Origin of the sequence: Sorangium sp. So ce1036 (assembly GCF_051369805.1) — a bacterium.
Taxonomy (GTDB): domain Bacteria; phylum Myxococcota_A; class Polyangia; order Polyangiales; family Polyangiaceae; genus Sorangium; species Sorangium cellulosum_F.
In genome coordinates this window covers 4,302,342-4,327,311 of record NZ_JBBMOX010000001.1, presented here as the reverse complement: position 1 = coordinate 4,327,311, position 24,970 = coordinate 4,302,342, and the positions used below count along the sequence as shown (strand labels likewise).

Genomic DNA, 24,970 nt, shown 5'->3' with positions numbered 1-24,970 from the left:
GGCTTCAACCGGACCCCGCGACGGCAGGCCGGTGCGCCGGCGCCAGCGCACCCCCGGCACGGCGCCGCCTGCGCCGCCCGGCGCTGCGCCAAACGGCGCGCCAGCCGCCGGCTGAGCCTCCGCCGCCGCGCCGCCTCGAACCCCATCGCCGCCGCGCCGAGCGCGGCGCTGACCCGCCGGCGATCGGCGCTCAGCCCGCAGGGCCGGTCGGCGAGGCGTCCCGGCGGTCGCCCGCGGGCTCCGGGGAGCCGGCGCCCCGCGGCAGGGGCAGCGCCACGTGGAAGCTCGCCCCCTGGCCCGGCGCGCTCTCGACCCGGATCGTCCCGCCGTGGGCCCGCAGGATCTGGTCCACCACGTACAGGCCGACGCCCAGCCCGCCATAGGAGCTCGTCGGGACCGCCCGCTCGAAGCGCTCGAAGATCCGGCCGAGGTGCTCCTCCGCGATCCCGATGCCCTGATCCACGACCTCCAGCACCGCGGCGTGGCCGTCGACCGCGATCCGGATCCGGATCGGCTTGTTGCAGCCGTACTTGATGGCGTTCGTGAACAGGTTCGTGACCACCTGCTCGATGCGCAGCCGATCCCAGAGGCCGAGCACCCGCTCGGGCAGGTCGAGCTCGAGCGAGCAGCCGGACCTCTGCATCTCCGGCCCGAGGCGGGCCGCGACCTCACGCACCACGTCGCACAGGTTCACCTCTTCCAGGCGGAGCTCGATCTCCCCGCTGTCGATGCGGGTCACGTCGAGCAAGGTGTCGATGAGCTGCGAGAGCCGATCGATCTGCCGATCGGCCTGGGACAGCCGCGCGAGCGTCTGCTCCGCCGGCAGCGCGCCGCCCGCCCGGCGGATCGCGCGGATCAGGCCCTGGATCTGGAGCGTCAGCGCGCTGAGCGGCGTGCGGAGCTCGTGCGAGGCGACCGAGACGAACTCCTCGCGCACCTGGACGGCCTCGCGCGTCAGCCGCAGGAGGCGCGCGTTCTCGAGGCAGAGCGCCGCGCGCTGCGCGATGTCGAGGGTGACCGCGACGTCCGGGGGCTCGAAGCGCTCCTCCGGCTCCACCCAGACCAGGCTGAGGGTGCCGAGCACATGACCGCGCGCGGCGAGCGGCACGCACAGGTAGCTGCTGGCCCCGAGCTCCTCGATGACGCCGGGATCGCCGAGCCCGAGCGCCTCCGCGACGTCGCGCGGGGAGCACTCGACGCGCATGTCGGGCCTCCCGCGCCGGAGCACGGCCCCGCGCCCGCCCTCGCCGCCGAGGAGATCCTGCGGGGCGAGGCGCTCCACGAGCGGCGCGGCCTCGCGCCGCCGGTGCGCGGCGGCCACGCGCCGCGCCGCGCCGTCGTTCCGGAGGTCGAGCACGCACCAGGTGCAGATGCGGTCCGCGGCGAGGCGCGCCAGCGCCGCCGCGACGCTGCCCTCGTCGAGCGACACGGAGAACGAGCTCGACGCCTCCGCCAGCAGCTCCGACCGGCGCACCGCGGCCTCGGCCTCGACGCGGGCGGCCCGCTCGCGGCTCAGGAGGTGGATGCGCTCCTCCTCGTGGCGCTTGCCGTCGTCGATGTCCGTGAAGCTGCCGAGCCAGCCGACCACCCGCCCCTCCGCGTCCCGCTCCGGGAGCGCCTGGCAGAGGTGCCATCGATAGACCCCCTGAGCGGACCTGAGGCGGCACTCGCCCTGGAACGGCTCGCCTGACGCCACGGCTCCCCGCACCTGGTCGACGAACGGGCTCAGATCGTTCGGGTGCACCGCGGCCTGCCAGCCCCAGCCGAGGAGCACCTCGGGGGCGAGGCCCGTGTAGTCGAGCCAGCGCGCGCTGACGTACGTGACGCTGCCGTCGAGCGTCGCCGTGAACACGCATTGCGGGATGGAGTCGGCCAGGCTCTGATACCTCGCCTGCGCGGCGCGCCGGAGCTCCTCGACCTCGACGTCGCGCCGGCGCTGCTCGGCCTGGCGCAGGAGCTCCGCCTGCTCCTTGAGCTGCTCGCCGCGCCGGTAGAGCTCGACGAAGACGGCCACCTTCGCCCGGACGACGTCCGGATCGAGGGGCTTCGGCAGGTAGTCGACCCCGCCGGCAGCGTACGCCGCGTGGATGGCCGAGACATCGTCGGTCGCCGCGGTCAGGAAGAGGATCGGCGTGTGGCGCGACCGCTCGCGCCGCTTGACCAGCGAGGCGACCTCGAATCCATGGATGTCGGGCAATCGCACGTCGAGCAGGATGACGGCGAAGTCCCCGGACAGGACCTTGACGAGCGCCTCCCTCCCGCTCGCGGCGGTCACGAGGTGATATCTCTCGTCCGCCAGGATTACCCGGAGCGCAGCCAGGTTCTCTGGCCGATCGTCGACGAGGAGAATGCTGGGGGTCGCGGGAGCGGAGTACACGGTGTGGCCTCGTCGTTCCGTCGAGCCTCAGCTCGCGTGACAGGGCGAACAGCGGCGCCCGTCGCGCGCCCGCGGCTGGTCGTCCCAGGGCGATCGGCGATCCAGCGCTGCTGCTCCGCTGCCGTACAACGATTCCATGGCGATGACGCAAGAGGTGAGGCCGCGTCGGCGCGTCGCGTCACCGGCAAAAGGGCACGACGAAGGCGCGAGCGAGATACCCGAGACGAATCATCCTTCAAATTGTCAGCTCGACAAGAATGAATTGCTCCCTTCGACACCCTTTCTCTGGATGCCTTCCGTGCATCCAGTCGCTACCAGGCTCTCCCTGATGCGCTCAGAGGTCGAGCAGGCGCTTCCGTGATGCATGCCTGTCACGCTGGCACCGGTGTTGCCGCTCGATCCGCGGCTCGAATCGCGTGCCGGCGCTCACGATCAGAGGTCGAGCTCCTCGATCGAGGAAGCGTCGAAAGGCATGCGATCCGACACGCCGTCGTGACGCGGGTGACATGGCACATCTCCGGCGAGGAAGCGCCGCTCGGCGCCGCCGTGGAAGCGCGCCACGGCCCTTTCAACCCGATCGTCGCTCTAGCGGATGGAGAACGGATCCCGGTCGCGGAGGCTGACGTCGACGCGGAGCGACGGGATCTCGGCGCGGAGGCGCGCGGCCAGGCGCTTCAGCGCGGCGCGCTCGCTGTTCGAGTGCAGCGCCGCGACCACGGTGACGCCCGCGCTCGCGGCGCGCAGGGCGTCGTGGTGGCGCAGCTCGCCGGTGAGGAAGAGCTCGGCGCCCTGCGCGATCGCGTCGTCGAGGAGCGCGCCGCCCGCGCCGGCGCACGTGGCCGCGCGGGAGACGACCCGCGCTTCGGGGCCGGCCACGAGCAGGGCGTCGATCCCGAGGCCCGCCTTGATGCGGCCCAGGAGCTCGGGGACCGGCGCGGCGCCGGCGAGCGGGCCGATCCGGCCGATGCCGGCCCGGAGCGGCTCGACGGCGAGCTCGACCAGGTCGAACGCCACCTCCTCGTACGGGTGCGCGGCGCGCATGGCCTGCAGGGCCGCCTCGGTCCGGTCGCGGGGGACGACCATCTCCAGCCGGACCTCGGCGACCCGCTCGAGCCGACCCCTCTCGCCGACCGCGGGGTTCGAGCCCTCCTCGCCGAGGAAGGTGCCCGTGCCGGTCGTGCGGAAGCTGCAGCGGGAATACCGCCCGATCCGGCCGCCGCCCGCGGCGGCGATCGCGTCGGCCACCGCGTCGGCGTGCTCCTCCGGGACGAAGACGACGAGCTTGTGCTGCCAGGCCCTGGACGGGGCGCGCTTGAGCGGGGCGCGCGCCGCCGCCATGCCGAGCGCGTCGGCCAGGACGTCGTTGGTGCCGCCCTCGGCGACGTCGAGCGCGGTGTGGGGCGAGTACAGCGCGATGCCGTCGCGGATCGCCTCGAAGACGGGGCTCGGCGCGACGACGCGCTTCACGGCCTCGAACAGCGGCGGGTGGTAGGCGACCACGAGGTCGCAGCCGAGGTCGCGCGCTTCCCGGGCGACCTCGGGGGTGTAGTCGATCGCGAGGAGCGCCGCGGACGACGGCCGCGCCGGGTCGCCCGCGAGCAGCCCCACGTTGTCCCAGGGCTCGGCGAAGCGGACCGGGGCGATCGACTCGAGCGCGGCGAGGACGTCCTTGAGGAGGGCCATGCGCCTCTATACCAGACAGGGAGGTCCGCCCGACCCGGGAGGCCCGCGTCGCGTCCTCCCCGGCCCGGGGGGAGCGCTCAGCCGGCAGGCTCGGCCGCGGCCTCGTAGAGCTCGGAGACGTCGAGCCGCGCGCCGATGGAATCGAGGTGCGCGACCTCCCCCTCGCGCGCGACGGCGGACGTCCACCCGCCGCCGGCGTCGCGGGTCCAGACCTCCACGCAGCGCTCCCGGTGCGATACGAGGACGTACTGGCGCAACGAGGGCAGGGTCTTGTAGTGCTCGAACTTGTCCCCCCTGTCGTACACCTCGGTGCTGCGACTCAGCACCTCGACGATGAGCGTGGGGTTCGTCACGGCCTGCTCGTCCCTCTCGTCCCGCTCGATCGGCCCGCACACGACCGTGACGTCGGGATAGGTGGCGAGGCCGGTCGAGGGCACCCGCACGCGCAGATCGGCGTCGTGAGCCCGGCATCGCCCCCGGCGCAGCTCGGGGAAGAGGAGGCCGATGACCGCCGCCGCCAGCGCGGCATGCTCGGGGGTACCCCCCGCCATCGCGTAGATCTGGCCGTCGAGGAACTCGTGCTTGACGTTGCTGGACGCCTCGAGGGCGAGGTACTCGGCGTACGTGTAGCGGATGCGATGGGCCGGGGCGACCATGGCGATGCGGCATCATGACACGGTGAGCATCCGGCGCCTGCGCCTCCGGGACCGGGCCCCCGGCGCCTGGCGGGGCGGGCCGCCTCGGGCCCCGCCCCCGGGCCGATCCCCTCCCACCGCGCGGAACCTCGCCCGGACCCGTCGCGGAGCCCACCAGATCGCGCCGGATCCGTCTACAGTGCGCCGCCATGGCCAACCCGAACGACGCCGATCCGACCCGTCCGAGTGAAGCTCCCCCCGCGTTCTTCCGCGGAGCTCCGACACCGGACGCGCGCACCGGCATGCACCCCCTCGCGCTCCGCCGCGCCTTCGCCGACCACCTCCACTACTCCCGCGCCCGGGACACCCAGAGCGCCACGCCGTTCGACCGCTACGTCGCCCTCGCCCTCTCGGTGCGCGACCGCCTCGTCGACCGGTGGACCAGGACCCAGCAGACCTACTACGCCAGGGACGTCAAGCGGGCCTATTATCTCTCGGCGGAGTTCCTCCTCGGCCGCGCCCTCGTCGCCAACCTGCAGGCGCTCGACATCTACGACAGCTACCGGACCGTGCTCGCGGAGCTCGGCCACAACCTCGACGACCTCGTCGAGCAGGAGCCCGACGCCGGGCTCGGCAACGGCGGCCTCGGGCGGCTCGCCGCCTGCTTCCTCGACTCCATGGCCACGATCGGCCTGCCCACCTTCGGGTACGGCATCCGGTACGAGTTCGGCATCTTCGAGCAGACCATCCGCGACGGTTACCAGGTCGAGCGCGCCGACGAGTGGCTCCGCTTCGGCAACCCCTGGGAGGTCGAGCGCCCCGAGCACGCCGTCCCGGTCTCGTTCGGCGGCTACACCGAGCGCATCCCCGACCGGCGCGGCGGCTTCCGCGTCATCTGGCGCCCCGCCGAGCAGGTCATCGGCGTCCCGTTCGACACCCCGATCGCCGGCTTCCGCTCGAACACCGTCAACACCCTCCGGCTCTGGTCCGCCCGCGCCGGCGAGGAGTTCGACTTCGAGCTCTTCAACGCCGGCGACTACGTGCACGCCGTCCACGAGAAGAACCAGTCGGAGGTCATCTCCAAGGTCCTCTACCCCAACGACAACTTCGACAAGGGCAAGGAGCTGCGCCTCCGGCAGGAGTACTTCTTCGTCGCCTGCTCCATCGCCGACATCGTGAACCGCTACCGCCGGGTCCACCCGGACTTCTCGCGCTTCGCCGAGAAGAACGCCATCCAGCTCAACGACACGCACCCCGCCATCGCCATCGCCGAGCTGATGCGCGTCCTCGTCGACGAGCACCTCGTCGCCTGGGAGGACGCGTGGAAGCAGACGGTCGCGTCCTTCGGGTACACGAACCACACGCTGCTCCCCGAGGCGCTCGAGCGCTGGCCCGTCTCGCTCTTCGAGCGCCTGCTGCCGCGGCACCTCGAGATCATCTACGAGATCAACCGGCGGTTCTTGCGCGAGGTCATGGACGCCCACCCGCAGGACCACGAGCGCGTGGCGAGGATGTCGCTCATCGAGGAGGGGCACGAGCGCCACGTGCGCATGGCCCACCTCGCCGTGGTCGGCTCGCACTCGGTCAACGGCGTGGCCAAGCTCCACTCCGAGCTCGTCAAGCGCGACCTGCTCCGCGACTTCCACGACCTCTGGCCCGAGCGGTTCAACAACAAGACGAACGGCGTGACGTTCCGGCGGTGGCTGCTCGCCTGCAACCCGCAGCTCGCCCAGCTCGTCTCCGAGAAGGTCGGCCCGAGCTGGGTGACGGAGTTCGACCGGCTGCGCGAGCTCGAGCGGCACGTCGACGACGCGGGGTTCATCGACCGCATCGCCGAGGTCAAGCGCGCCAACAAGGTGGCGCTCGCGCGCATCATCGAGCGGACGCTCGACGTCAGCGTCGACTCGACGTCGATCTTCGACGTGCAGATCAAGCGCCTGCACGAGTACAAGCGCCAGCTCCTCAACGCGCTGCACATCGTCGCGCTCTACCTGCGCCAGAAGCGCGGCGAGCACGTCACGCCGCGGACCTTCATCTTCGGCGCGAAGGCGGCCCCCGGCTACCGGCAGGCGAAGCTCATCATCAAGTTCATCCACGCGGTCGCCTACGTGGTCAACGGCGATCGGCGCCACAGCGCGATCCGGGTCGCGTTCATGCCGAACTACCGCGTGTCGCTGGCCGAGCGCATCATCCCGGCCGCCGACGTCTCCGAGCAGATCTCGACCGCGGGCATGGAGGCGTCGGGCACGGGCAACATGAAGCTCGCGCTGAACGGCGCGCTCACCGTGGGCACGCTCGACGGGGCCAACATCGAGATCCGCGAGGCGGTGGGCGCGGAGAACTTCTTCCTGTTCGGCCTGACCGCCGACGAGGTGATCGCCCGCCGCCGCCAGGGCTTCCAGGGGCGCGACGCCGTCGCGGCCGATCCGGAGCTCCGCGAGGTGATCGATCTCATCGCGTCGGGCTTCTTCTGCCCGGAGTACCGGGAGCTCTTCCACCCGCTGCTCGATCGCCTGCTCGGCCACGACGAGTACATGATGCTCGCGGACTTCACGGCCTACGCCGCCTGCCAGCGCGAGGTGGAGGCGGCCTACGCCGACCGGAAGCGCTGGATGCGCAAGGCGGCGCTGAACATCGCCCGGGTGGGCGAGTTCTCCTCCGATCGCACGGTGCGCGAGTACGCGCGCGACATCTGGGGCCTCTCGCCCGTCGAGATCGACCTCTCCGGCACGATGTCGCTCCGCTGAGCGCCTGAGCTCGCCAGGACGCCCCCGGTGGGCCCGCCCGGGGCGAGATCGCCCCGCCGGGCGGCCGGGGGGAGAGGGCGGCCGGGGGGGCTCCCCTCCGGGGCTTGCGTTCCGGCGTGCCCCTGTCGTGGCTCGCCGTAACGAAGGCCCCTCCGGGGAGCCCCCCCGGCCGCCCTCTCCCCCCGGCCGCCTTCGCTGCGAGCAGGCCTCCCGGGGCCGAGGCGGCGTCGCGTAAAATCAGCGCGGAAAATCCCATCCCGTGCGCGTGCAGAACTACCGCGGACGGAGCATGCTTCGGGAGCGGGAGCCGTCGTCGTCGGCCGCTTGCCGGGGCGGGGCTCTTGCTATCCTTCCCGACGGATTTATGCCGAACGATCCTGAGGAAAGAGAAGACTGGGAAGGCGATCTCGCGACGGAGAGGGAACGCAAGGTCGAGCGGGCCCGCCGTTACAAGGTCGTGCTCCACAACGACGACTACACGACGATGGAGTTCGTCGTGCTCGTCCTCATGAAGTTCTTCCACCGCACCGAGACGGAAGCCACGCACATCATGTTGAGCGTGCACCACCGCGGCCACGGCGTCGCGGGCGTGTACACCAGGGATATTGCGGAGACCAAGGTCGCCCAAGTCCAGGACTTCGCCAAGGAGCACGGGATGCCCCTTCGGTTGACCGCCGAGCCGGAATGACCATGCGCATCAGCCACGAAGTAGAGATCGCCTTCTCGGTCGCCACCCGGGAGGCCTCGCGCCGCCGGCACGAGTTCGTCACCATCGAGCACCTGCTCTACGCGCTGCTCTTCGACGAGGAGACCGCCGAGGTCGTCCGCCACGCGGGCGGCGACGTCCCGCGGCTCATGAAGAAGCTCGAGCGCTTCCTCGACGAGGAGATCGAGGCGCTGCCGGAGGACTCGGACACGAACCCGACGCTCTCGCTCGGCTTCCAGCGCGTGGTCGGCCGCGCCGCGATGCACGTGCAGTCCTCGGGCAAGAAGGAGCTCAAGGGGGCGAACGTGCTGGTCGCGATGTTCGCCGAGCGCGACTGCCCGGCGGTGAGCCTCCTCGGCGAGCAGGGGGTCAGCCGCCTCGACGTCGTGAAGTACATCTCGCACGGCATCTCGAAGGCGGGCCAGGAAGACAGCCTCCGCGAGGAGCCCGAGGAGGGCGCCGAGCCCGGCAACGCGCAGCCGGTCAAGGACCCGCTCGACGCGTTCACGACCAACCTGAACCGGGAGGCGGCCGAGGGGCGCATCGATCCGCTCGTCGGCCGGGAGCTCGAGGTCGCCCGCACGATCCAGGTGCTCGCGCGGCGCCGCAAGAACAACCCCCTGCTCATCGGCGACGCCGGCGTCGGCAAGACGGCGATCGTCGAGGGGCTCGCGCAGCAGATCGAGAAGAACGAGGTGCCGGTGCCGCTCCGGGGCGCGACCGTCTACGCGCTCGACATGGGCGCGCTGCTCGCCGGCACGAAGTACCGCGGCGACTTCGAGAACCGGCTGAAGGCGGTGCTGCGCGCGCTCGAGAAGCAGCCGGGCTCGATCCTCTTCATCGACGAGATCCACACGATCATCGGCGCCGGCGCCGCGAGCGGCGGGACGATGGACGCCTCGAACCTGCTCAAGCCCGCGCTCGCCTCCGGCCGGCTGCGCTGCATCGGCGCGACCACGTTCCAGGAGTACCGCGGGCACTTAGAGCGCGACAGCGCGCTCGCCCGGCGCTTCCAGCGCATCGAGGTGACCGAGCCGTCGATCGACGAGACGACGAAGATCCTGAAGGGCCTGCAGAAGCGCTACGAGGAGTTCCACAAGGTCACCTACACGGACGAGGCGATCGAGGCGGCGTCCAAGCTGTCCGCGCGTTACCTCCAGGATCGCCGGCTGCCGGACAAGGCGATCGACCTGCTCGACGAGGCGGGCGCGGCGGCGCGCCTGCGCCACGGCGACGGGTACACGGTCGAGGCGTCGGACATCGAGCTCGTCGTCGCGAAGATGGCGCAGATCCCGCCGCGGCAGGTCTCGACCTCGGACAAGGCGCAGCTCAAGGATCTGGAGCAGTCGCTGCGCTCGGTGATCTTCGGCCAGGACGAGGCCGTGAAGCAGCTCGCGTCGGCGATCAAGCTGTCGCGCGCGGGGCTCCGGGCGCCGGAGAAGCCGATCGGCTCGTTCCTGTTCTCGGGCCCGACCGGCGTCGGCAAGACCGAGCTCGCGAAGCAGCTCGCGAAGGCGCTCGGCATCGGCTTTTTGCGCTTCGACATGAGCGAGTACCAGGAGCGCCACACGGTCTCGCGGCTGATCGGGGCGCCGCCCGGCTACGTCGGCTTCGATCGCGGCGGCCTGCTGACGGAGGCGGCGGCGAAGACGCCGCACGCGGTGCTCCTGCTCGACGAGATCGAGAAGGCGCACCCGGACGTGTTCCAGGTCCTGCTCCAGGTGATGGATCACGGCACGCTGACGGACAACAACGGCAAGAAGAGCGACTTCCGGCACATGGTGCTCATCATGACGAGCAACGTGGGCGCGCGGGAGCTCGCGCAGGCGCGGGTCGGCTTCGGCGAGCGGGGGACGGCGGGCGACGACGACAAGGCGTACAAGAACACGTTCAGCCCGGAGTTCAGGAACCGGCTGGACGCGCGCATCATGTTCCGGCCGCTCGATCCGTCGGTGATGGGGAGCATCGTCGACAAGTTCATCGGCGAGCTCGCGGCGATGCTCGCGGACCGGGAGGTGACCGTCGAGGTGAACGAGCGGGCGCGGGGCGAGCTCGCGACGCGAGGGTACGACCCGGCGAACGGGGCGCGGCCGCTGGGGCGCGTGATCGAGAACGAGATCAAGCGACGGCTCGGGGACGAGCTGCTGTTCGGGGCGCTCGAGAACGGGGGGACCGTCGCGATCGATTTCGATGGGAAGGAGTTCACGTTCGCGTTCTCCGCGAAGGAGGGGGCGAACGGGGGGGGCGAAGGCGAGAAGGCGAGGGCCGCGGTCAGTTCAGCGAGTGCGGCATCGCCAGCGTGAAGGGCGCAATCTCCGCGTCGAACATCCGGCCGTCGGGGCGGTGCATCTGATAGGTCCCTCGCATCGTCCCGCGCGGGGTCTCCAGCACACAGCCGCTCGTGTACTCGAAGTGCTCCCCTGGCTTGAGCGAAGGCTGCTGCCCCACCACCCCCGGCCCGCGCACCTCCTCCACCTTCCCGCTCCCGTGCGTGATGATCCAGTGCCTCGTCTTCAGCTGCGCAGGCTCGGTGCCTTCGTTCGCGATCCGCACCGTGTAGGCGAAGACGTACCGATGCTCCGTCGGCGAAGACTGCGTGGGGACGTAGACGGTCGAGACAGTGATCCGGATGCCCTGCGTGATGGCGGTCGACACAACCACGCACTGCCACCGCTGCGCCGCGCGCACAAGGGCCCGGTAACAGGAGAAGCTGGCCAGGCGCGACCAGAGGCGCCCGGTGGTGGCCTCGTTCGGGGGGCTCACCTCCGGAGCTTGCGTTCCGGCGGGCCTAGGTTGTGACCCGCCCACATTCCAGCCCCTCCGGTGAGCCCCCCGAACGAGGCCACCACCCGCCCCGTGCGCCGGCGTTGACAGGCTCCGAGCTCGTCCGCACGTTTCGTCGACCGTGGCTGAACGAACCGTGGAGGAACGCGCCGTGGCGGAACAGGAGCGGATCGGTGCTGGAAATATGGACGGCGAGCGGTTCGTCCCGATCGCGCTCCTGCCGCCCCGCGGCGATCGGGCGGCGATCCTCCAGAGCAGCGGCACCCCGGGCGAACAGCGGGAAGACCACGGGCTCGGATTGACGGCGATCGGGCCCATCACGCCGGAACGCAAGATCCGCGAGTGGGCCCTCGTCCTGCAATCGAGCGAGCTTTGGCACGCCGTCCGGTACACCTCGGCAGGCTGGGTGCTCCTCGTGCGCGACGAGGATTACGCCCTCGCCGCAAGCTCGATCGATCGGTACGAGGCCGAGAATCGCGACTGGCCCCCTCGCCGCCCCCGCGAGCGCCTGCGCCACCCGCCCTCCCCGGTCGCGGCCATCCTGTTCGCCGCGGCCGCCCTCTTCTTCTTCCTGGTCACCGGCCCCGCGAGCGGCGGAGGTGTCTGGTTCCGGCGCGGCGCGTCCGTCGCCGATCTCGTCATCGGGCCCGAGCCGTGGCGCGCCATCACCGCGCTCACGCTGCACGCCGACTCGGGCCACGTGCTCGGCAACGTCATCTCCGGGACGGTGTTCGCCTCCGCCGTGCAACGCCGCCTCGGCCCGGGCGGCGGCGCGCTCGCCGTGGTCGCCTCGGGCACGCTCGGCAACCTCGCGAACGCGCTCTGGCACGAGAGCATGGGCCAGCACCACGCCTCGATCGGCGCCTCCACCGCGGTGTTCGGCGCGATCGGGCTGCTCGCCGCCACGCAGCTCGTGCTCGACCGCGCCCAGGACAGCGCCGGAGGCGAGAAGCGCGGCCTCATCCAGATCGCCGCGCCGCTCGCCGGCGGCCTCGCCCTCCTCGGCGCCCTCGGCGCGAGCCCGCGCTCCGACCTCGGCGCCCACCTCTTCGGCCTGCTCAGCGGCGTCGTGATCGGCCTCGTCGCCGGCCTCGCGCTGCGCGGTCGGCCCGCGAGGGCCCGCCCCCTCGTCCAGGTCGCGCTCGGCGCCGCGGCGGCGGCGATCCTCCTCGGCGCGTGGCAGGTCGCGCTCATCGCCTGACGCCGCACCACCCGCCGGCGCCGCGCGCTCAATCCACCGGCCAGAGCCCCACCGTCCCGCCCACCCAGGTCAGTTCCCGGTTCTGATCGACCCCGAGCATCTTCCCGCGCGACAGCCGGACCAGGTTGAGCACGAGCGAGAGCGCCGGCTCGTCCGGCGCGCGCAGGAACATCATCCGGACCTCGGCCTTCACCCCGGCGCCGTCCGGCATCACGAGCGCCGGCTCGTACGCGACCTTCTCCTGGAGCAGCCACCGCGCGCGCTCGCGCGCCGGGATCGCCGCGAGATCCGCGGGCGTGACGTCGACCTTCACGCCGGAGCCCGCGAAGGAGAACAGCGGCTTGAGCACGTAGCGCTCGAGATCCGCGGGCGCGCGATCGATCTCGCTGAGGAGCCGCGCCCGCGGGACCGCCGGGTGGTCGACGTGAGGCAGCGTGTACTTCGACCACGCCCAGTACCAGTTCGGGTGCGAGCACCACGTGACGTCGAGCGGCTCGCCGTACCGGAACGGGAGCTCGACCCGCGTCGACTCGAGCTCGTCGAACACGACGCGGTTGTACAGCCGGCGGACCGGGACGAGGCGCCCGTTCACGCGGCGGTACAGCCGATCCTTCTCCCGGACGAGCGCCGTCGGGCAGACCGCGTCGACGCCGAGGAGCTGCTTCGTCGCCACGAAGTCCGGATAGGTCTTCTGCCGCTCCGGGTGGAGATCGAGCAGCACCACCGCCTCCTCGGGCTCGCCCGCGAGCACCGCCCGGCGCAGCCACGCGACGACCTCGTCGTGGCTCCGACCGCCGAAGCAGCACGACCAGCGCCGATCGAGCCCCGGCATGCCGGCGAGCGTCTCGGCCAGGATCTCCTCCTGGACCAGCATGAGCGCGTAGAGCGAGGGGAACGCCTGCAGCTCGACCACCTTGCCGTCGAGCTCGCCGTCCGGGCCGCGCACGATCGCGAAGTCCACCTGCGCGCAGTTGGGCAGCGCGTCCATCCCGGGCGCGTCGAGGTGCGCGGGGATGGCGCGCTTCATCGCCTCGACGAGCGCGGGGCTCGAGATCTGCCGCACGATCTCGGTGGCGCTCCGCTCGAGGCGCTCGCGCAGCCGGGCCGGCAAGAACAGCGGCGTCTCGGCGACGCGGAACGGGATCCGGCACGCGAGCCGCCGCTCGAGGCGGCCGAGGTAATCCCCGTAGGTGGACGGCCCGAAGGCGGCGTTGAAGGCGCGCCGGAGAGTGGGTTCCATGAATTTTGGTGGTATCACGGCGGCCAGCGCGACTGCACGACCCGGCCGCGCCGAGCGCGGCGACCGGGAAGCGCCCCCACGGATCCGATCCGGCTTGAGGCGCCGTGCGCCGCGACTAGAGTCGCGACGAACCCTCGCCGAGGCCTTGCCACGATGACGATGATCACGCTCCGTTACGCCAAGGTACTGCCGCTCGTCGCCGCGCTGGCCGCGGCGTGCTCGAAGACCCCGCCCGAGCCGACGGCCACATCCACGCCCGCGGCGCCGGCGACCGGCCAGGCCACCGCGGAGGCCCAGGCGCCGGCCGCCCCGAAGCCGGCGCCGGCCGCCGGGCAGGCCGGGGGAGAGCTCGCCTGGGACGCGCCCGCGAGCTTCGAGAGCGCGCCGAACCCGAACGCGATGCGCAAGGCCACGTACAAGATCAAGCGCGCCCCGGGCGACGCCGAGGACGCGGAGCTCAGCGTGAGCCGGGCCGGCGGCAGCGTGGAGGCGAACATCACGCGCTGGATCGGCCAGTTCTCCGAGAAGAGCGGCGAGCCGAAGCGGCACGAGCTCAACGTGGGCGGCATCAAGGTCACCGTGGTCGAGATCCGTGGGACCTTCAGCGGCTCCGGGATGCCCGGCATGCCCGCCTCGGCGCCGAAGCCGAGCCAGGCCATGCTCGGCGCGATCGCCGAGGTGCCCTCGGGCGAGAGCTGGTTCTTCAAGATGACCGGCCCCGAGAAGACGGTGACCGCGGCGCGCGGCGACTTCGACAAGCTCCTGAACAGCCTGCGCTTGAAGTGACGCCGGCTCACGCGGCGACGTCCCCCTCGAAGAGCCGCGCGAGCGCCGGCGGCAGCGCCTCGGGGCCGACCGGCGCGGCGTCCGCCGCCGCGCGCGCGCTCGAGAGCGTCTGCCAGAGCAGGATCGTCTCCGCCGGGCGCTCCCGCCCGATCTCGCGCAAGGCGGCGAGCGCCTTGCCGCTGTACGTGACCTCCCCCGGCACGCCGATCAGCCGCTCCACCTCGGGGATCGCCGCGATCGAGGCGGGGGTCGGGGCGCCGTAGCCGGGGCCGACCGCGCGGTGATCGATCTCGAAGCGGACGTCGGGGAGCCGGCGCCGGGTGAAGCGCGGCGCGCGCCGGGCGAGGTAGCGCATCATGCTGCCGATCTCGTACCGGACGACGGCGCGGTTCGAGGCGATGCGCTCGGTGATGCGCACGCCGACGATCGTGGTCGGCCAGCCGAGCATCGCCGCGCCGAGCGCGAGCCCCGCGACCGTCCCGCCCGTGCCCGTGGGGACGACGATGCGATCGGGGCGCGGGGCCTCGCCGCGCCGGACCTGCTCCGCGAGCTCCAGCATCGCGTCGACGTAGCCGAGGCACGGGAGCGCGGACGACGCGCCGGGCAGGATGAAATAGGGGCGATCGGCCCGCCCGAGCGCGCGGAGCGCGCAGAGCGCCGTGGTCGCGTACCCGCCGCCGTGGACGAGCTCCGCGCCGCTCTCGGCGTCGGCGAGGAGCGCCCGGCGGGCGAAGCGGGTCACCGGCTGATCGAACAGGACCGCGGTCACGGCGAAGCCGAGCGCCCGGCCGAAGATCGCCGTGGCCGTGACCTGCGTCGACGCGAGCCCGCCGACGGTGACGAGCGTCCTCGCCCCGCGCCGCTCCGCGTCCGCGAGCAAAAACTCGAAGCGCCGCACCTTGTTGCCGCCGTAGAGCGGCGAGATCCGATCGTCGCGCTTCATCCAGACGCCGCCGCGGCCGAGGTAGCCCTCGATCGCCGCGCAGGGGACGACCGGCGTCGGCGCGTGCGCGAGCGGGCGCCACGGGACCTGACCCGCGAGCTCGGGCAGCTCGGCGAAGAGCGGCAGCTCCCTGGCAGCGGGCAGGGAGCCGCGGGCGGCGCGCCGACCGTCGTCCCGCTCAGGCACGCGCCGCCGCGCCGTGCCCCGCCGGAGGGCCGCCCGGGCCGGCCTGCGCCCCCGCGTCGTCGGCGTCGTCCTCCGTCGCGGCGCCGGGCTGGCCGGCGCGCACGACCAGGGGATCGCTGAGGTACGTGTCCGTCAGCCGCTTCGGCCCGGCGAGCCCGAGCAGCCGGAGCGGCAGGAGGAGCACCGAGAGCACCCACGACGCGAGGCCGAGCGCGAGCTTGCCGGCGTACGCCTCGGCCACGAGCGCGAGCTTGCGGGCGGTCGACATCGACGAGATCGGCGCCGCGGTCAGGCCGATCCGCATGAGGCGGAGCTCCGCGATCCGCACCGAGTGGCGGACCAGATCGGGCAGGCGCCGCAGCGCCGGGTGGTCCATCGGCAGGCGCTTCTTCATGAACGCCTCGAGCCGCGACACGCCCCAGAGCGACACCAGCGCGAGCCCGAGCAGCCGGCGCCGGAGCGCGGGCCTGCCCGCGATGGCCTTCCTGGTCTGCTGCTCGCCGAAGTCGACGTGGCGCTCTTCCTGCCGGACGCCGCGCTTCAGGATGGCGACGATCTCCGGCTCGTCCACGGTGTCGATCATCGCGTAGAAGGCCTGGAGGACGAGGCCCTCGCCGAGCGCCATCTCGAGCGCGACGTGCTCGGCCCAGTCGCCGCCCATCAGCCCGGTCGCGAGGAACCGGACGCTCCACGCGGCCTTCTCCGGCGGCGCGCCCAGGATCTCGAGGATGCGGAGGAAGTTGCCGACGTGCTGGAACTCCTCGACCGCCTGGCGCGCGAGGAAGCGCGCGGACTCCAGGTCGGGGGCGTTGTAGAGCCAGTGGCCGATCTGGACGCCGGTGATCTCCCCGTAGAGGAACTGCTGGACCGCCCAGACGATCACGTCCTTGTCCTTGACGGGATCGAGCTTGGCGCCCTGGAAATCGAACGCCATCTCTTCGCGGGTCACCAGCATCGCTCGCCCTCCGGAGCGATGAATCTAGCCCAGACCGCGGCCCCGGGCAGGCCCGCGATGCGCCCGCCCGCGCGGCGGAGGGCGGTGGGGCACGCCACACCGCGCGGCTCGGCTCGCCCGGGCGGAGCCTCCGTCGGCCTCGTGGTATACGGCCGCGGCGGCGGCTCAGGAGCCGCCGACTCGAACCTCAGGAGAAGCACCATGGCGCGCGTCCACAACTTCAACCCTGGCCCTGCCGGGCTCCCCCTCCCCGCCCTCGAGCGCGCGCAGCGCGAGCTCATCGACTTCGAGGGGACCGGCATGTCGATCATCGAGCACAGCCACCGCGGCAAGGCGTTCGACGCGGTGCACAGCGAAGCGATCTCGCTGCTCCGGCGGCTGCTCGACGTGCCGGACGACTACCACGTGCTGCTCCTGCAGGGCGGCGCGTCCATGCAGTTCGCCGTGGTGCCGATGAACCTCCTGCCGCCGGACCGGAGCGCCGATTACCTCCTGACCGGCGGCTGGTCCGAGAAGGCCTTCGCGGAGGCGAAGCGCGTCGGCAAGGCCCGCGCCGCGGCGAGCACCGCGGTGGACAAGCGCTACACCCGGATCCCCCGTCAGGGCGAGCTGTCGCTCGATCCGGACGCCGCCTACGTCCACATGACGACCAACAACACGCTCTTCGGGACCCAGTGGCACTGGCTGCCCGAGACGGGCGATGTGCCGCTCGTCGCGGACATGTCGTCAGACATCATGTGGCGCCCGATGGATATCTCCAGATTTGCCCTGATCTACGCCGGCGCCCAGAAGAACATCGGGCCGAGCGGGCTCACGATCGTCATCGCCCGGAAGGACCTCGTTGACAGCGCGAGAAAGGATATTCCGGTCATTTTCCGTTATGCCACTCACGCAGCCAGCAACTCGCTCTACAACACACCTCCGACATTCGCAATCTACCTCATGCGCAACGTGCTCGCGTATACGCTTGAGGTCGGTGGGCTCGAGGAGGTCGAGCGACGCAACCGCAAGAAGGGGGAGCTGCTGTATGCGACCCTGGACGCAAATCCGGATTTTTTCCTGGCTCCGGTCGAGAAGGAGAGCCGTTCGTTCATGAACGTGGTGTTCCGGCTGCCCAGCGAGGAGATGGAGAAGCGCTTCGTCGCCGAGGCCGCAAAGGAGGGCATGGTGGGGCTCGCCGGACACAGGTCGACCGGGGGTATCCGGGTTTCGCTCTACAACGCTGTATCCGTTGAGTCGGTGGAGCGCCTGACGGCGTTCATGCGGGACTTCGCCAAGAGGGGTTGAGCGGCCGCGGGATAACGACATTCTCGTCATTTCCAGGCTCGCCGAGGTTTCCACATGCGTCCTCGGCGAGCTCCGTTGAATTCGTCACGTCCCAACCTTCAGCCCGCTTGACGTTGTTCCGCCCGGCACAACAGGCCCCCGCGGAAAGGGTCTGTCGACCTTTCCACTGCTTGGAAGGGGGGCGGTGAACGCCGTTCCCCGACCGGCGCCGGGAGGGGATGGCGAACGCTGATCTCCGACCGATATCGGGAGGGGGCGGTGAGCGCCGTTCCCCGACCGGTACCGGGAGGGGATGGTGAACGCCGTTCCTCGACCGGCTCGCAGCCCCTGTTGGATACGTGAATCGAGCGAGCCAACCGTAAGGAGAGGATGATGGCGAGCATGGATGATCGTGGGATGGTTTCCAGGATTGAGGAGGACCAGGAGGGGAAAGGGGCCTTGCCGAGCGAGCCCCCGCCGTCGTCAGCGACGCAGAGGCCGGCGAGCGAGCGCCAGCAGCGAGGGTTCGCCGCCATGGATGAGGAGCGCCAGCGCAAGATCGCCAGCAAGGGCGGGAAGGCGGCGCACGAGAAGGGCACGGCCCACGAGTTCACGCGCGACGAGGCCCGCGCCGCCGGCAAGAAGGGCGGCGAGGTCGTCAGCCAGAACCGCAAGCACATGGCCGAGATCGGCAGGCGGGGCGGCGAGCGCGTGAGCCAGGACCGGGCTCACATGGCCGAGATCGGCCGCAAGGGCGGCGAGGCCGTGAGCGGCGACCGCCAGCACATGGCGGAAATCGGCCGCAGGGGCGGCGAGTCGCGGGGCGATCAGCCGCGCGGAGACCAGCAGCGCTGATCGGGGGAGGCGAGGGGCCCGGCGCGGTGGCGCCGGGCCAGCCCCTCTCTCTGCCCCACGCGCGCTGCCCTCGCCCCGCGGCGCCCGGCCGTGGCCCCACAGGGCGCCTCCCCGACCCCACAGGGCGCCTCCCCGAGGCGACGGCGAAGAGCCCCCCTCGCGCGACAAGGGGGGTTGAAATCACCCGAAGAGAGAGGATCTCGGATCCGTCGAGGCGCCAGGGACGCCGGGAACAGAAACCTGTCCCGGCGGGTGGTGCGGCCCTGGCCGCTCTGCCTGATCCGGTGGGAGGACGGCGCGGGCGTCAGCCCGGCGCGATCGCGCCCAGCGAGACGTCGCTCGGCGTCTCCTTCGGCCCGGGGATCCACTCCTCGTCAGGCTCCTCCGGCGGCAGCACGACCGGGGCGCCATCGTAACGCAGGCGCTTTCCGGGCCAGATGAAGCTGCGGAACACGTAGGCGAGCAGCGACGGCTGGTCGAGGCTCGGGTGGATGAACGGGGCCACGCGCCGCGCGTGCTCGGCCGGCAGGAGGCTCCAGTGCAGGCCGGGCTCCATGTGGTGAATGGAGTGAAAGCCGTTGTTGTACGTCCACCAGTTGACCAGCCGGCCGACGAAGTTGCGCGAGTGGTTGTACTCGCTGCGCTCGTCGCAGCCGTCGTGCTGGAGGTAGTTCATCGTCACGATCCCCCACGCGGCGTACTGGTGGGGGATCAGCACGTAGACGAGGAACTTCTCCCAGTCGAGCGCGAGCAGCGCCCCCATCGTGCCGAGGAACACCACCGACTCGAGGGCCATCTGCCGGAACCAGGGCGGGTTCCGCCGGTACATCGCCTTGAAGTAGCGCATGTCCGCCGGCAGGATGTCCCGGACCACGCGGCTCATGAAGAGGAGCCCGTTGAGCAGGTTCCATCGATAACGCACCTTCGTGGTGCGCATCACGTCACGCCGGGACTGCGTGTACTTGTGATGGCTGAGGTTATGGCCCGGCACGTACGCGCTGACCGGGTGCCCGTACGTCAGCGTGAGCGCGACCTGGAAGGCGCGGTTCAGCCATCGCTGGTGGAACACCGGGCAATGGACCGTGTTGTGGGTCGCGACCGCGCCGAGGAACGAGAGCACGCAGGTCATCGCGACGAGCGGAATCGCGAGCCAGAGCGCGGTCGGCGCGTAGATCCACTGCACGGCGACGAGGACGAAATAGGCAGCGACGAAGAGGAGCGTCTTGATATCGGCGCGGTAGCGAAGCATGGCGTTCTGCGCGGCAACGAGGGCCGCTCGCCTGTCCCGGCCGGCCAGGACGCGGCGCGAGGCGTCGCTGGCCAGGCCCGGCGGGCGCGGCGGCCCGTCGAACTGTCGGAGCTCTTCGTAACCGCATTTCGTCTTGCTCGGAAGCGCCAATTTGGCGCAGCACGGAAGCTTCGAGTCGTCTTCCGTCGTCGCGCTCACCATCGGATGTGTGCTCGGTGCGATCCGTCCTACGCACCTCGCCCCCTCCGCGCGCGCGGCGCGAGGGCAATGCGGGTGTGGACCACGCTCTCCCCTGTCCTGCGCAGCGCGCGCCGGAGCGCTCCGGCGCGCTCCGGCGCGGCCCTGGCCGAGCTCGGCTCGCGCTTGACGACCCCGTCGCGAACCGCCAACGTGGCCCCCGTGAGCTCATCCCCTCCCGGCTTCGATCCGAACGGTCCTGCGCTCGGCCACGGGATCTACGGCTTGCCGCACACCCCCGACGAGGCCCGGGTCGTCCTCATCCCGGTGCCCTGGGAGCCCACGGTGTCCTATCGCCGCGGCGCCGCCAAGGGCCCGGCGGCGATCCTGCGGGCCAGCCGGCAGATCGACCTCTTCGACCTGCACACGGGCAGGCCCTACGAGCAGGGCATCGCGATGCTCGACGTCGACCCCGACATCGCGCGCTGGAACGCGGAGGCGTGCGCGGCGGCCGAGCCGGTCCTCGCGGCGCACGGGGAGGTCGCCGGCGACCGGGACCTCGAGGCGCGCCTCGCCGCGGTGAACGCGCTGTCGCGCCGGCTGAACGAGCGGGTCGGGGAGATCGCCAGGCGCTGGCTGGAGCGGGGCAAGCTCGTCGGGCTCGTCGGCGGCGACCACTCGGCCCCTTACGGCACGATCGCGGCGCACGCCGAGCGCTACCCCGGAATGGGGATCCTCCACGTCGACGCGCACGCCGACCTCCGCGACGCGTACGAGGGGTTCACCGACTCGCACGCTTCGATCCTGTACAACGTCGCGACCCGCCACCCGAAGATCGCGCGCATCGTGCAGGTCGGGCTGCGCGACATGAGCGAGGACGAGGCCAGGTTCATCCGCGCGTCGAACGGGCGCATCGTCGCCCACACCGACCCCGCAATCGCCGACCGGCTCTTCGACGGGGAGCCCTTCCACCTGATCACCGACGCGATCATCGAGGACCTCCCCCGCGACGTCTACGTGACCTTCGATATCGACGGGCTCGATCCGATGCTGTGCCCGAGCACCGGCACGCCCGTGCCCGGCGGGCTCACGTTCCAGCAGGCCGTCGCGCTCATCGGCCGCATTCACAAGAGCGGGCGGCGCATCGTGGGCTTCGACCTGAACGAGGTCGCGCCCAGGGACGACGGCGACGACTGGGACGGCAACGTCGGCGCGCGGCTCCTCTACAAGCTGATCGGCTTCGCGCTCCTCTCGCAGGACCCTCGCTGACAGGCGCGGCGGGCCCCGCGGACAGGCGCGGCGGGCCCCCGCGGACAGCGGCGCGGCGGTCACCCGCCGAGGGCGCGGCGGTAGGTCTCGATGGTGAGGTGCACGTCGAGCGTGCCGGCCATCTCGCGGCAGGAGTGCATGCTCAGCATCGGCGCGCCGACGTCGACGGTCGCGATCCCGAGCGCGGCCGCGGTGATCGGGCCGATCGTGCTGCCGCACGGGAGATCGCTGCGCACGACGAACCGCTGGGGGGCGTAGCCCACGTCGTGGCAGAGCGCCTCGAGCGCGGCCGCGGTCGCGCCGTCGGTGGCGTAGGACTGGTTCGCGTTCGACTTGATCACGAGCCCGCGGTTGATCTGCGGGGCGTGGCGCGGCTCGTGCTGATCGGCGTAGTTCGGGTGCACGGCGTGGGCCATGTCCGCCGAGATGAGCAGCGACCCGGCGATGGCCCGCGCGAACGCCTGCGGCTCGCGCGCCGGGTACGCGTCGACGATCCGCGCGAGCACGTCGCGGAGCACGCTGCCCGCGGCGCCCACCGCGCTCCGGCTGCCGCACTCCTCGTGGTCGTAGAGCGCGATGACCCGCGTCGCCGCCCCTGGATCGCCCGCGCCGAGGAGCGCGGTCGTCGCGGCGTGGCAGCTCGCGAGGTTGTCCAGGCGGGACGCGAAGATGAGCTCGTCGGAGAGCCCGCCGAGCGAGGCCTTCTGCGTGTCGTACAGGCAGAGATCGAAGCCGAGGACGGCGTCGCGCGGCGCGTCGAGCGCGCACGCGAGCACGGCCTTCAGATCCGCGTCCTTGCCGAGGCCGATCACGGGGACGAGGTGCTTCTGCGCGTTGAGCACGAGCCCGTCGGAGTTCACCCCGCGGTTCAGGTGGATCGCCAGGTTCGGCACCCGCGCGACCGGGCGGCCCAGGTCGACGAGGTGGTGCTCGACCCGGCCCTCCCTGCGGACGTGCACCCGCCCGGCCACGCTGAGATCGCGGTCGAGCCAGGTCGCGTAGAGCACGCCGCCGTAGACCTCGACCCCGAGCTGCTGGTAGCCGCTCCGCGAGAGGTCGGCGTTCGGCTTGACCCGGAGGTTGGGCGAGTCGGTGTGGGCGCCGAGGACGCGGAAGCCGCCCCGCGCCGGGTGCTCGGCCCCTGCGACGAACGCGACGAGGGTCGAGCCGCCCCGGATGACGAAGCGGCGATCGCCCGGCGCGAGCGCCCAGGCGTCGCGCTCGCCGAGCTCCGAGAAGCCGGCCGCCGTGAGCCGCGAGGCGACCTCGCGGACGGCGTGGTACGGGGTCGGCGCGCGGTCGATGAAGGCGCACAGGTCGCGGGCGGCCGCGATGCCGCGCGCGCGCAGCGACGCCATCTCGTCCGCGCTCCTCGGGAAGCGCTCGCCAAGGTCGGTCGATGGCTTGGGATCGCCTGCGCGATCGAGGATCTCGGGGGCCGTCATGGGCCGCCGAGTCTAGCAGAGCCGGCGCGCGCGCCGATCTTCGCGTCGCCCGCCCGCCCGCTCGCGTCGCGACACACGCGCGCGGCGCGCCATGATATCGCCCACCGCCGCCGCGCCGCCGGGCAGCGCAAGACGCCGCGCGCCGCGCGCCCGCACGTAGGAGACGCCCCCGATGTACCGCCTCGTCCGACCGCTCCTCTTCGCGCTTCCACCCCGCCTCGCGCACGAGCTCGGCATGCTCGCGCTCGGCCCGCTCGAGCACGTGGAGCCGCTCCGCGCCCTCGTGCGCGCCCGCCTGGCGCCCCGGGACGGGCGCGTCGCGGTGCGCGCCATGGGGCTCGATTTCCCCTCCCCGCTCGGCGTGGCCGGCGGCTTCGACAAGGACGCGCGCCGCGCCCGCGCGCTCGCCGCCCTCGGGTTCGGCTTCGTCGAGCTCGGGACCGTCACGGCGGTGGCGCAGGCCGAGAACCCCCGGCCGAACCTGTTCCGCCTGCCGGCCGACCGGGCGCTCATCAACCGGCTCGGGTTCCCGAACCAGGGCGCGGCGCGCGTCACCGCGCGGCTGCTCGATCGGGGCGGCGCGGCGGCCGTGGGCGTGCCCGTGGGCATCTCGATCGGCAAGTCCCGCGTCGCGCCGCTCGACCCCATCGAGCCCGCGATCGAGGACTACCTCGCGAGCTTCCGGGAGGTGCGGCGCGCGGCCGACTTCGTGGTGATCAACGTGTCGTCGCCGAACACCAAGGATCTGCGCGCGATGCAGGGGCCGGCGATCGCGCGGGCGCTGCTCTCGGCGATCGCGCGGGAGAACCGCGGCGCCGGGGCGCCGGTGCCGCTGCTCATCAAGGTCGCCCCGGACCTCGGCGACGAGGAGCTCGAGGCGCTGCTCGCGGTCGTGGAGGAGGTCGGCCTGTCCGGGGTCATCGCGACGAACACGACCGTGCGGCGCGACGGCCTCGCGACCAGCCCGGCGGTCGTCGAGGCGATGGGCGCGGGCGGGCTGAGCGGTCCGCCGCTCCGGCAGCGTTCGCTCTCGATGGTGCGGCGGATCCGCGCGCGCCTCGGCCCCCGCGTCACGGTGATCGGCGCCGGGGGCGTCGAGTCGGCGGAGCACGCCCTGGACCTGCTCCGGGCGGGCGCCGACCTGGTGCAGCTCTACACGGGCTTCATCTACGGCGGGCCCCTCCTGCCCTCCGCGATCGCGCGGGGGCTCTCGGAGCGCGTCGCGCGGTCCGGCGCGCGGTCGCTCCAGGACCTGATCGGGAGGCCGGAGGGCGCGGCGCACGCTACCATCGGCCATGGAGCTTGAGGCGCACGTCCACGAGACGATCCGCGAGATCCCGGAGCGCGAGTGGGACGCGCTCCACGGCGTGGACGAGGCGCCGTTCCTCTCGTGGGCGTGGTTCGACGCGCTCGAGCGGACGGGGTGCGTGGGCGAGGAGGCGGGCTGGCTGCCCCATCACATCACGCTCCGGGCCGAGGGCGCGCTGCTCGCCGCCGCGCCCGCGTACCTCAAGGACAACAGCGAGGGCGAGTTCGTCTTCGACCACGGCTGGGCCTCGGCGTCGTACCAGATCGGCGCGCCGTACTACCCGAAGCTGGTCGTCGCGGTGCCGTTCACGCCGGCCACGTCGCCGCGCCTGCTCGTGCGGCGGGCCGAGGACCGGCCGGCGCTCCTCCCGGTCCTCGCCGAGACGCTCCGCAGGCTGGTCGAGCGGAGCCGCCTCTCCAGCGCGCACGTCTTGTTCCCGACCGAGGACGAGGCCGCGGCCCTCGCCGGATCGAGGATGGCGCACCGCCACGGGATCCAGTTCCAGTTCGAGAACGAGGGGTACGGGACGTTCGACGACTTCCTCGGGCGCTTCAACGCGAAGCGACGGCACCAGATCCGGCGCGAGATGCGCGAGCCGTCGAGGCAGGGGATCTCGATCACCACGCTCCGCGGCGCGGAGATCACGCCGGAGATCGTGGACGTCATGTTCGGCTACTACGCCTCCACCGTGCGGAAGTTCGCCTGGGGGAGGCAGTACCTGAACCGCGCCTTCTTCGAGGAGATCGTGGCCCGGCTCCGCGGCCGCGAGGGCGGCGCGGGCGCGGGGGGCGTCGAGATCGTCCTCGCGCGGGAGGGCCGGCGGCCCATCGCGGGCGCGTTCAACCTCGCCGGGCCCACGGCGCTCTATGGGCGCTACTGGGGGGCCTCGGAGGAGCGGCCCTTCCTGCATTTCAACGTCTGCTACTACCATCCGGTCGAGGACTGCATCGCCCGGGGCCTGCGCCGCTTCGAGCCGGGCGCGGGCGGGTCGCACAAGCTCGTGCGCGGCTTCGCGCCGCGCGTCACGCACAGCGCCCACCACCTCGCCCACCCGCGCCTCGACGCCGCCGTGCGCGAGTTCCTGGCCCGCGAGCGCGCCGCCGTGCGCGAGCGGACCGCGGACGCGAGCGTGGCGTTCCGCTGAGCCGCCCGCACGC

19 protein-coding genes are annotated in these 24,970 nt (G+C 72.2%); 10 read left to right on the top strand and 9 right to left on the bottom strand.

Translation table 11 applies throughout. The features are described from left to right. Nucleotides 1–190 precede the first annotated feature (190 nt). The 3 genes from WMF31_RS16425 to WMF31_RS16415 all read right to left on the bottom strand — a co-directional run bounded on the left by WMF31_RS16425 (nt 191) and on the right by WMF31_RS16415 (nt 4,716). Nucleotides 191–2,377: an ATP-binding protein gene (locus tag WMF31_RS16425; protein ID WP_436602843.1), complete on the bottom strand. Its 2,187-nt coding sequence runs from the start codon at nt 2,375–2,377 to the stop codon at nt 191–193. Nucleotides 2,378–2,962: 585 nt separating this feature from the next. Further along, nucleotides 2,963–4,060 carry a Nif3-like dinuclear metal center hexameric protein gene (locus tag WMF31_RS16420; RefSeq protein WP_436602842.1) on the bottom strand — a complete coding sequence of 366 codons (1,098 nt, stop codon included), beginning with the start codon at nt 4,058–4,060 and terminating at the stop codon, nt 2,963–2,965. 77 nt (nt 4,061–4,137) lie between these two features. After that, the gene (locus WMF31_RS16415) at nt 4,138–4,716 is read right to left on the bottom strand and encodes a Uma2 family endonuclease (RefSeq protein WP_436602841.1); all 579 of its coding nucleotides are present in this window, start codon (nt 4,714–4,716) and stop codon (nt 4,138–4,140) included. Between the two features lie 188 nt (nt 4,717–4,904). On the opposite strand from WMF31_RS16415, the gene WMF31_RS16410 reads away from it, so the two are divergent. The 3 genes from WMF31_RS16410 (at nt 4,905) to clpA (ending at nt 10,451) form a co-directional block, all read left to right on the top strand. After that, a complete protein-coding gene (locus WMF31_RS16410; RefSeq protein ID WP_436602840.1) occupies nt 4,905–7,442 on the top strand; it encodes a glycogen/starch/alpha-glucan phosphorylase in 2,538 nt (845 codons plus the stop codon). Between the two features lie 364 nt (nt 7,443–7,806). Next, nucleotides 7,807–8,130, top strand: a complete 324-nt coding sequence (clpS, locus tag WMF31_RS16405) for an ATP-dependent Clp protease adapter ClpS (RefSeq protein ID WP_129348887.1) — start codon at nt 7,807–7,809, stop codon at nt 8,128–8,130. Then, on the top strand, nt 8,127–10,451 hold the full coding sequence (clpA, locus tag WMF31_RS16400) for an ATP-dependent Clp protease ATP-binding subunit ClpA (protein WP_436602839.1): 2,325 nt from the start codon (nt 8,127–8,129) through the stop codon (nt 10,449–10,451). Before clpS ends, clpA begins: the two co-directional genes overlap by 4 nt. Here the strand turns inward: clpA and apaG are convergent. After that, nucleotides 10,420–10,803 carry a Co2+/Mg2+ efflux protein ApaG gene (gene apaG, locus WMF31_RS16395; RefSeq protein WP_436606568.1) on the bottom strand — a complete coding sequence of 128 codons (384 nt, stop codon included), beginning with the start codon at nt 10,801–10,803 and terminating at the stop codon, nt 10,420–10,422. The genes clpA and apaG overlap by 32 nt on opposite strands. Before the next feature lie 280 nt (nt 10,804–11,083). Between apaG and WMF31_RS16390 the strand changes: the two genes are divergently transcribed. Further along, entirely contained in the window at nt 11,084–12,133 is a 1,050-nt protein-coding gene (locus WMF31_RS16390; protein ID WP_436602838.1) for a rhomboid family intramembrane serine protease, read from the top strand. A gap of 28 nt (nt 12,134–12,161) precedes the next feature. On the opposite strand, the gene WMF31_RS16385 is transcribed toward WMF31_RS16390, so the two are convergent. Next, nucleotides 12,162–13,373, bottom strand: coding sequence for a hypothetical protein (locus WMF31_RS16385; RefSeq protein WP_436602837.1), 1,212 nt, complete (start codon nt 13,371–13,373; stop codon nt 12,162–12,164). A gap of 153 nt (nt 13,374–13,526) precedes the next feature. Here WMF31_RS16385 and WMF31_RS16380 point away from each other — a divergent pair, with 153 nt between their 5' ends. Then, nucleotides 13,527–14,159, top strand: coding sequence for a hypothetical protein (locus tag WMF31_RS16380; RefSeq protein WP_242516389.1), 633 nt, complete (start codon nt 13,527–13,529; stop codon nt 14,157–14,159). Between the two features lie 7 nt (nt 14,160–14,166). Here the strand turns inward: WMF31_RS16380 and WMF31_RS16375 are convergent, their stop codons facing one another. Next, entirely contained in the window at nt 14,167–15,288 is a 1,122-nt protein-coding gene (locus WMF31_RS16375; protein WP_436602836.1) for a 1-aminocyclopropane-1-carboxylate deaminase/D-cysteine desulfhydrase, read from the bottom strand. Further along, a complete protein-coding gene (locus tag WMF31_RS16370; protein ID WP_436602835.1) occupies nt 15,281–16,243 on the bottom strand; it encodes a ferritin-like domain-containing protein in 963 nt (320 codons plus the stop codon). The genes WMF31_RS16375 and WMF31_RS16370 overlap by 8 nt, the downstream gene beginning before the upstream one ends. Before the next feature lie 201 nt (nt 16,244–16,444). On the opposite strand from WMF31_RS16370, the gene serC reads away from it, so the two are divergent. Together serC and WMF31_RS16360 are read left to right on the top strand one after the other, a co-directional pair. Continuing rightward, nucleotides 16,445–17,530, top strand: a complete 1,086-nt coding sequence (gene serC, locus WMF31_RS16365) for a 3-phosphoserine/phosphohydroxythreonine transaminase (RefSeq protein ID WP_436602834.1) — start codon at nt 16,445–16,447, stop codon at nt 17,528–17,530. Between the two features lie 513 nt (nt 17,531–18,043). Beyond that, complete coding sequence (locus tag WMF31_RS16360) at nt 18,044–18,364, top strand: KGG domain-containing protein (protein ID WP_129356734.1); 321 nt, start codon at nt 18,044–18,046, stop codon at nt 18,362–18,364. A gap of 304 nt (nt 18,365–18,668) precedes the next feature. Here the strand turns inward: WMF31_RS16360 and WMF31_RS16355 are convergent, their stop codons facing one another. Continuing rightward, complete coding sequence (locus tag WMF31_RS16355; protein ID WP_436602833.1) at nt 18,669–19,613, bottom strand: fatty acid desaturase family protein; 945 nt, start codon at nt 19,611–19,613, stop codon at nt 18,669–18,671. 399 nt (nt 19,614–20,012) lie between these two features. On the opposite strand from WMF31_RS16355, the gene WMF31_RS16350 reads away from it, so the two are divergent. Next, nucleotides 20,013–21,059 carry an agmatinase family protein gene (locus WMF31_RS16350; protein ID WP_129348904.1) on the top strand — a complete coding sequence of 349 codons (1,047 nt, stop codon included), beginning with the start codon at nt 20,013–20,015 and terminating at the stop codon, nt 21,057–21,059. A gap of 59 nt (nt 21,060–21,118) precedes the next feature. Here the strand turns inward: WMF31_RS16350 and WMF31_RS16345 are convergent, their stop codons facing one another. After that, nucleotides 21,119–22,417 carry a M18 family aminopeptidase gene (locus tag WMF31_RS16345; RefSeq protein WP_436606567.1) on the bottom strand — a complete coding sequence of 433 codons (1,299 nt, stop codon included), beginning with the start codon at nt 22,415–22,417 and terminating at the stop codon, nt 21,119–21,121. A gap of 259 nt (nt 22,418–22,676) precedes the next feature. Between WMF31_RS16345 and WMF31_RS16340 the strand changes: the two genes are divergently transcribed. Both WMF31_RS16340 and WMF31_RS16335 read left to right on the top strand, forming a co-directional pair. Continuing rightward, on the top strand, nt 22,677–23,810 hold the full coding sequence (locus WMF31_RS16340; RefSeq protein WP_436602832.1) for a quinone-dependent dihydroorotate dehydrogenase: 1,134 nt from the start codon (nt 22,677–22,679) through the stop codon (nt 23,808–23,810). Continuing rightward, the gene (locus tag WMF31_RS16335; protein WP_436602831.1) at nt 23,800–24,957 is read left to right on the top strand and encodes a GNAT family N-acetyltransferase; all 1,158 of its coding nucleotides are present in this window, start codon (nt 23,800–23,802) and stop codon (nt 24,955–24,957) included. Before WMF31_RS16340 ends, WMF31_RS16335 begins: the two co-directional genes overlap by 11 nt. The last annotated feature ends 13 nt before the right edge of the window (nt 24,958–24,970 follow it).

What these genes read in the sequence shown, in the direction of transcription:
- WMF31_RS16420 (WP_436602842.1), bottom strand. Translation starts at nt 4,060, where the DNA reads ATGGCCCTCCTCAAGGACGTCCTCGCCGCGCTCGAGTCGATCGCCCCG.
- WMF31_RS16415 (WP_436602841.1), bottom strand. Translation starts at nt 4,716, where the DNA reads ATGGTCGCCCCGGCCCATCGCATCCGCTACACGTACGCCGAGTACCTC.
- WMF31_RS16410 (WP_436602840.1), top strand. Translation starts at nt 4,905, where the DNA reads ATGGCCAACCCGAACGACGCCGATCCGACCCGTCCGAGTGAAGCTCCC.
- clpS (WP_129348887.1), top strand. Translation starts at nt 7,807, where the DNA reads ATGCCGAACGATCCTGAGGAAAGAGAAGACTGGGAAGGCGATCTCGCG.
- clpA (WP_436602839.1), top strand. Translation starts at nt 8,127, where the DNA reads ATGACCATGCGCATCAGCCACGAAGTAGAGATCGCCTTCTCGGTCGCC.
- WMF31_RS16385 (WP_436602837.1), bottom strand. Translation starts at nt 13,373, where the DNA reads ATGGAACCCACTCTCCGGCGCGCCTTCAACGCCGCCTTCGGGCCGTCC.
- WMF31_RS16380 (WP_242516389.1), top strand. Translation starts at nt 13,527, where the DNA reads ATGACGATGATCACGCTCCGTTACGCCAAGGTACTGCCGCTCGTCGCC.
- WMF31_RS16370 (WP_436602835.1), bottom strand. Translation starts at nt 16,243, where the DNA reads ATGCTGGTGACCCGCGAAGAGATGGCGTTCGATTTCCAGGGCGCCAAG.
- serC (WP_436602834.1), top strand. Translation starts at nt 16,445, where the DNA reads ATGGCGCGCGTCCACAACTTCAACCCTGGCCCTGCCGGGCTCCCCCTC.
- WMF31_RS16360 (WP_129356734.1), top strand. Translation starts at nt 18,044, where the DNA reads ATGGATGAGGAGCGCCAGCGCAAGATCGCCAGCAAGGGCGGGAAGGCG.
- WMF31_RS16355 (WP_436602833.1), bottom strand. Translation starts at nt 19,613, where the DNA reads ATGCTTCGCTACCGCGCCGATATCAAGACGCTCCTCTTCGTCGCTGCC.
- WMF31_RS16345 (WP_436606567.1), bottom strand. Translation starts at nt 22,417, where the DNA reads ATGGCGTCGCTGCGCGCGCGCGGCATCGCGGCCGCCCGCGACCTGTGC.
- WMF31_RS16340 (WP_436602832.1), top strand. Translation starts at nt 22,677, where the DNA reads ATGTACCGCCTCGTCCGACCGCTCCTCTTCGCGCTTCCACCCCGCCTC.
- WMF31_RS16335 (WP_436602831.1), top strand. Translation starts at nt 23,800, where the DNA reads ATGGAGCTTGAGGCGCACGTCCACGAGACGATCCGCGAGATCCCGGAG.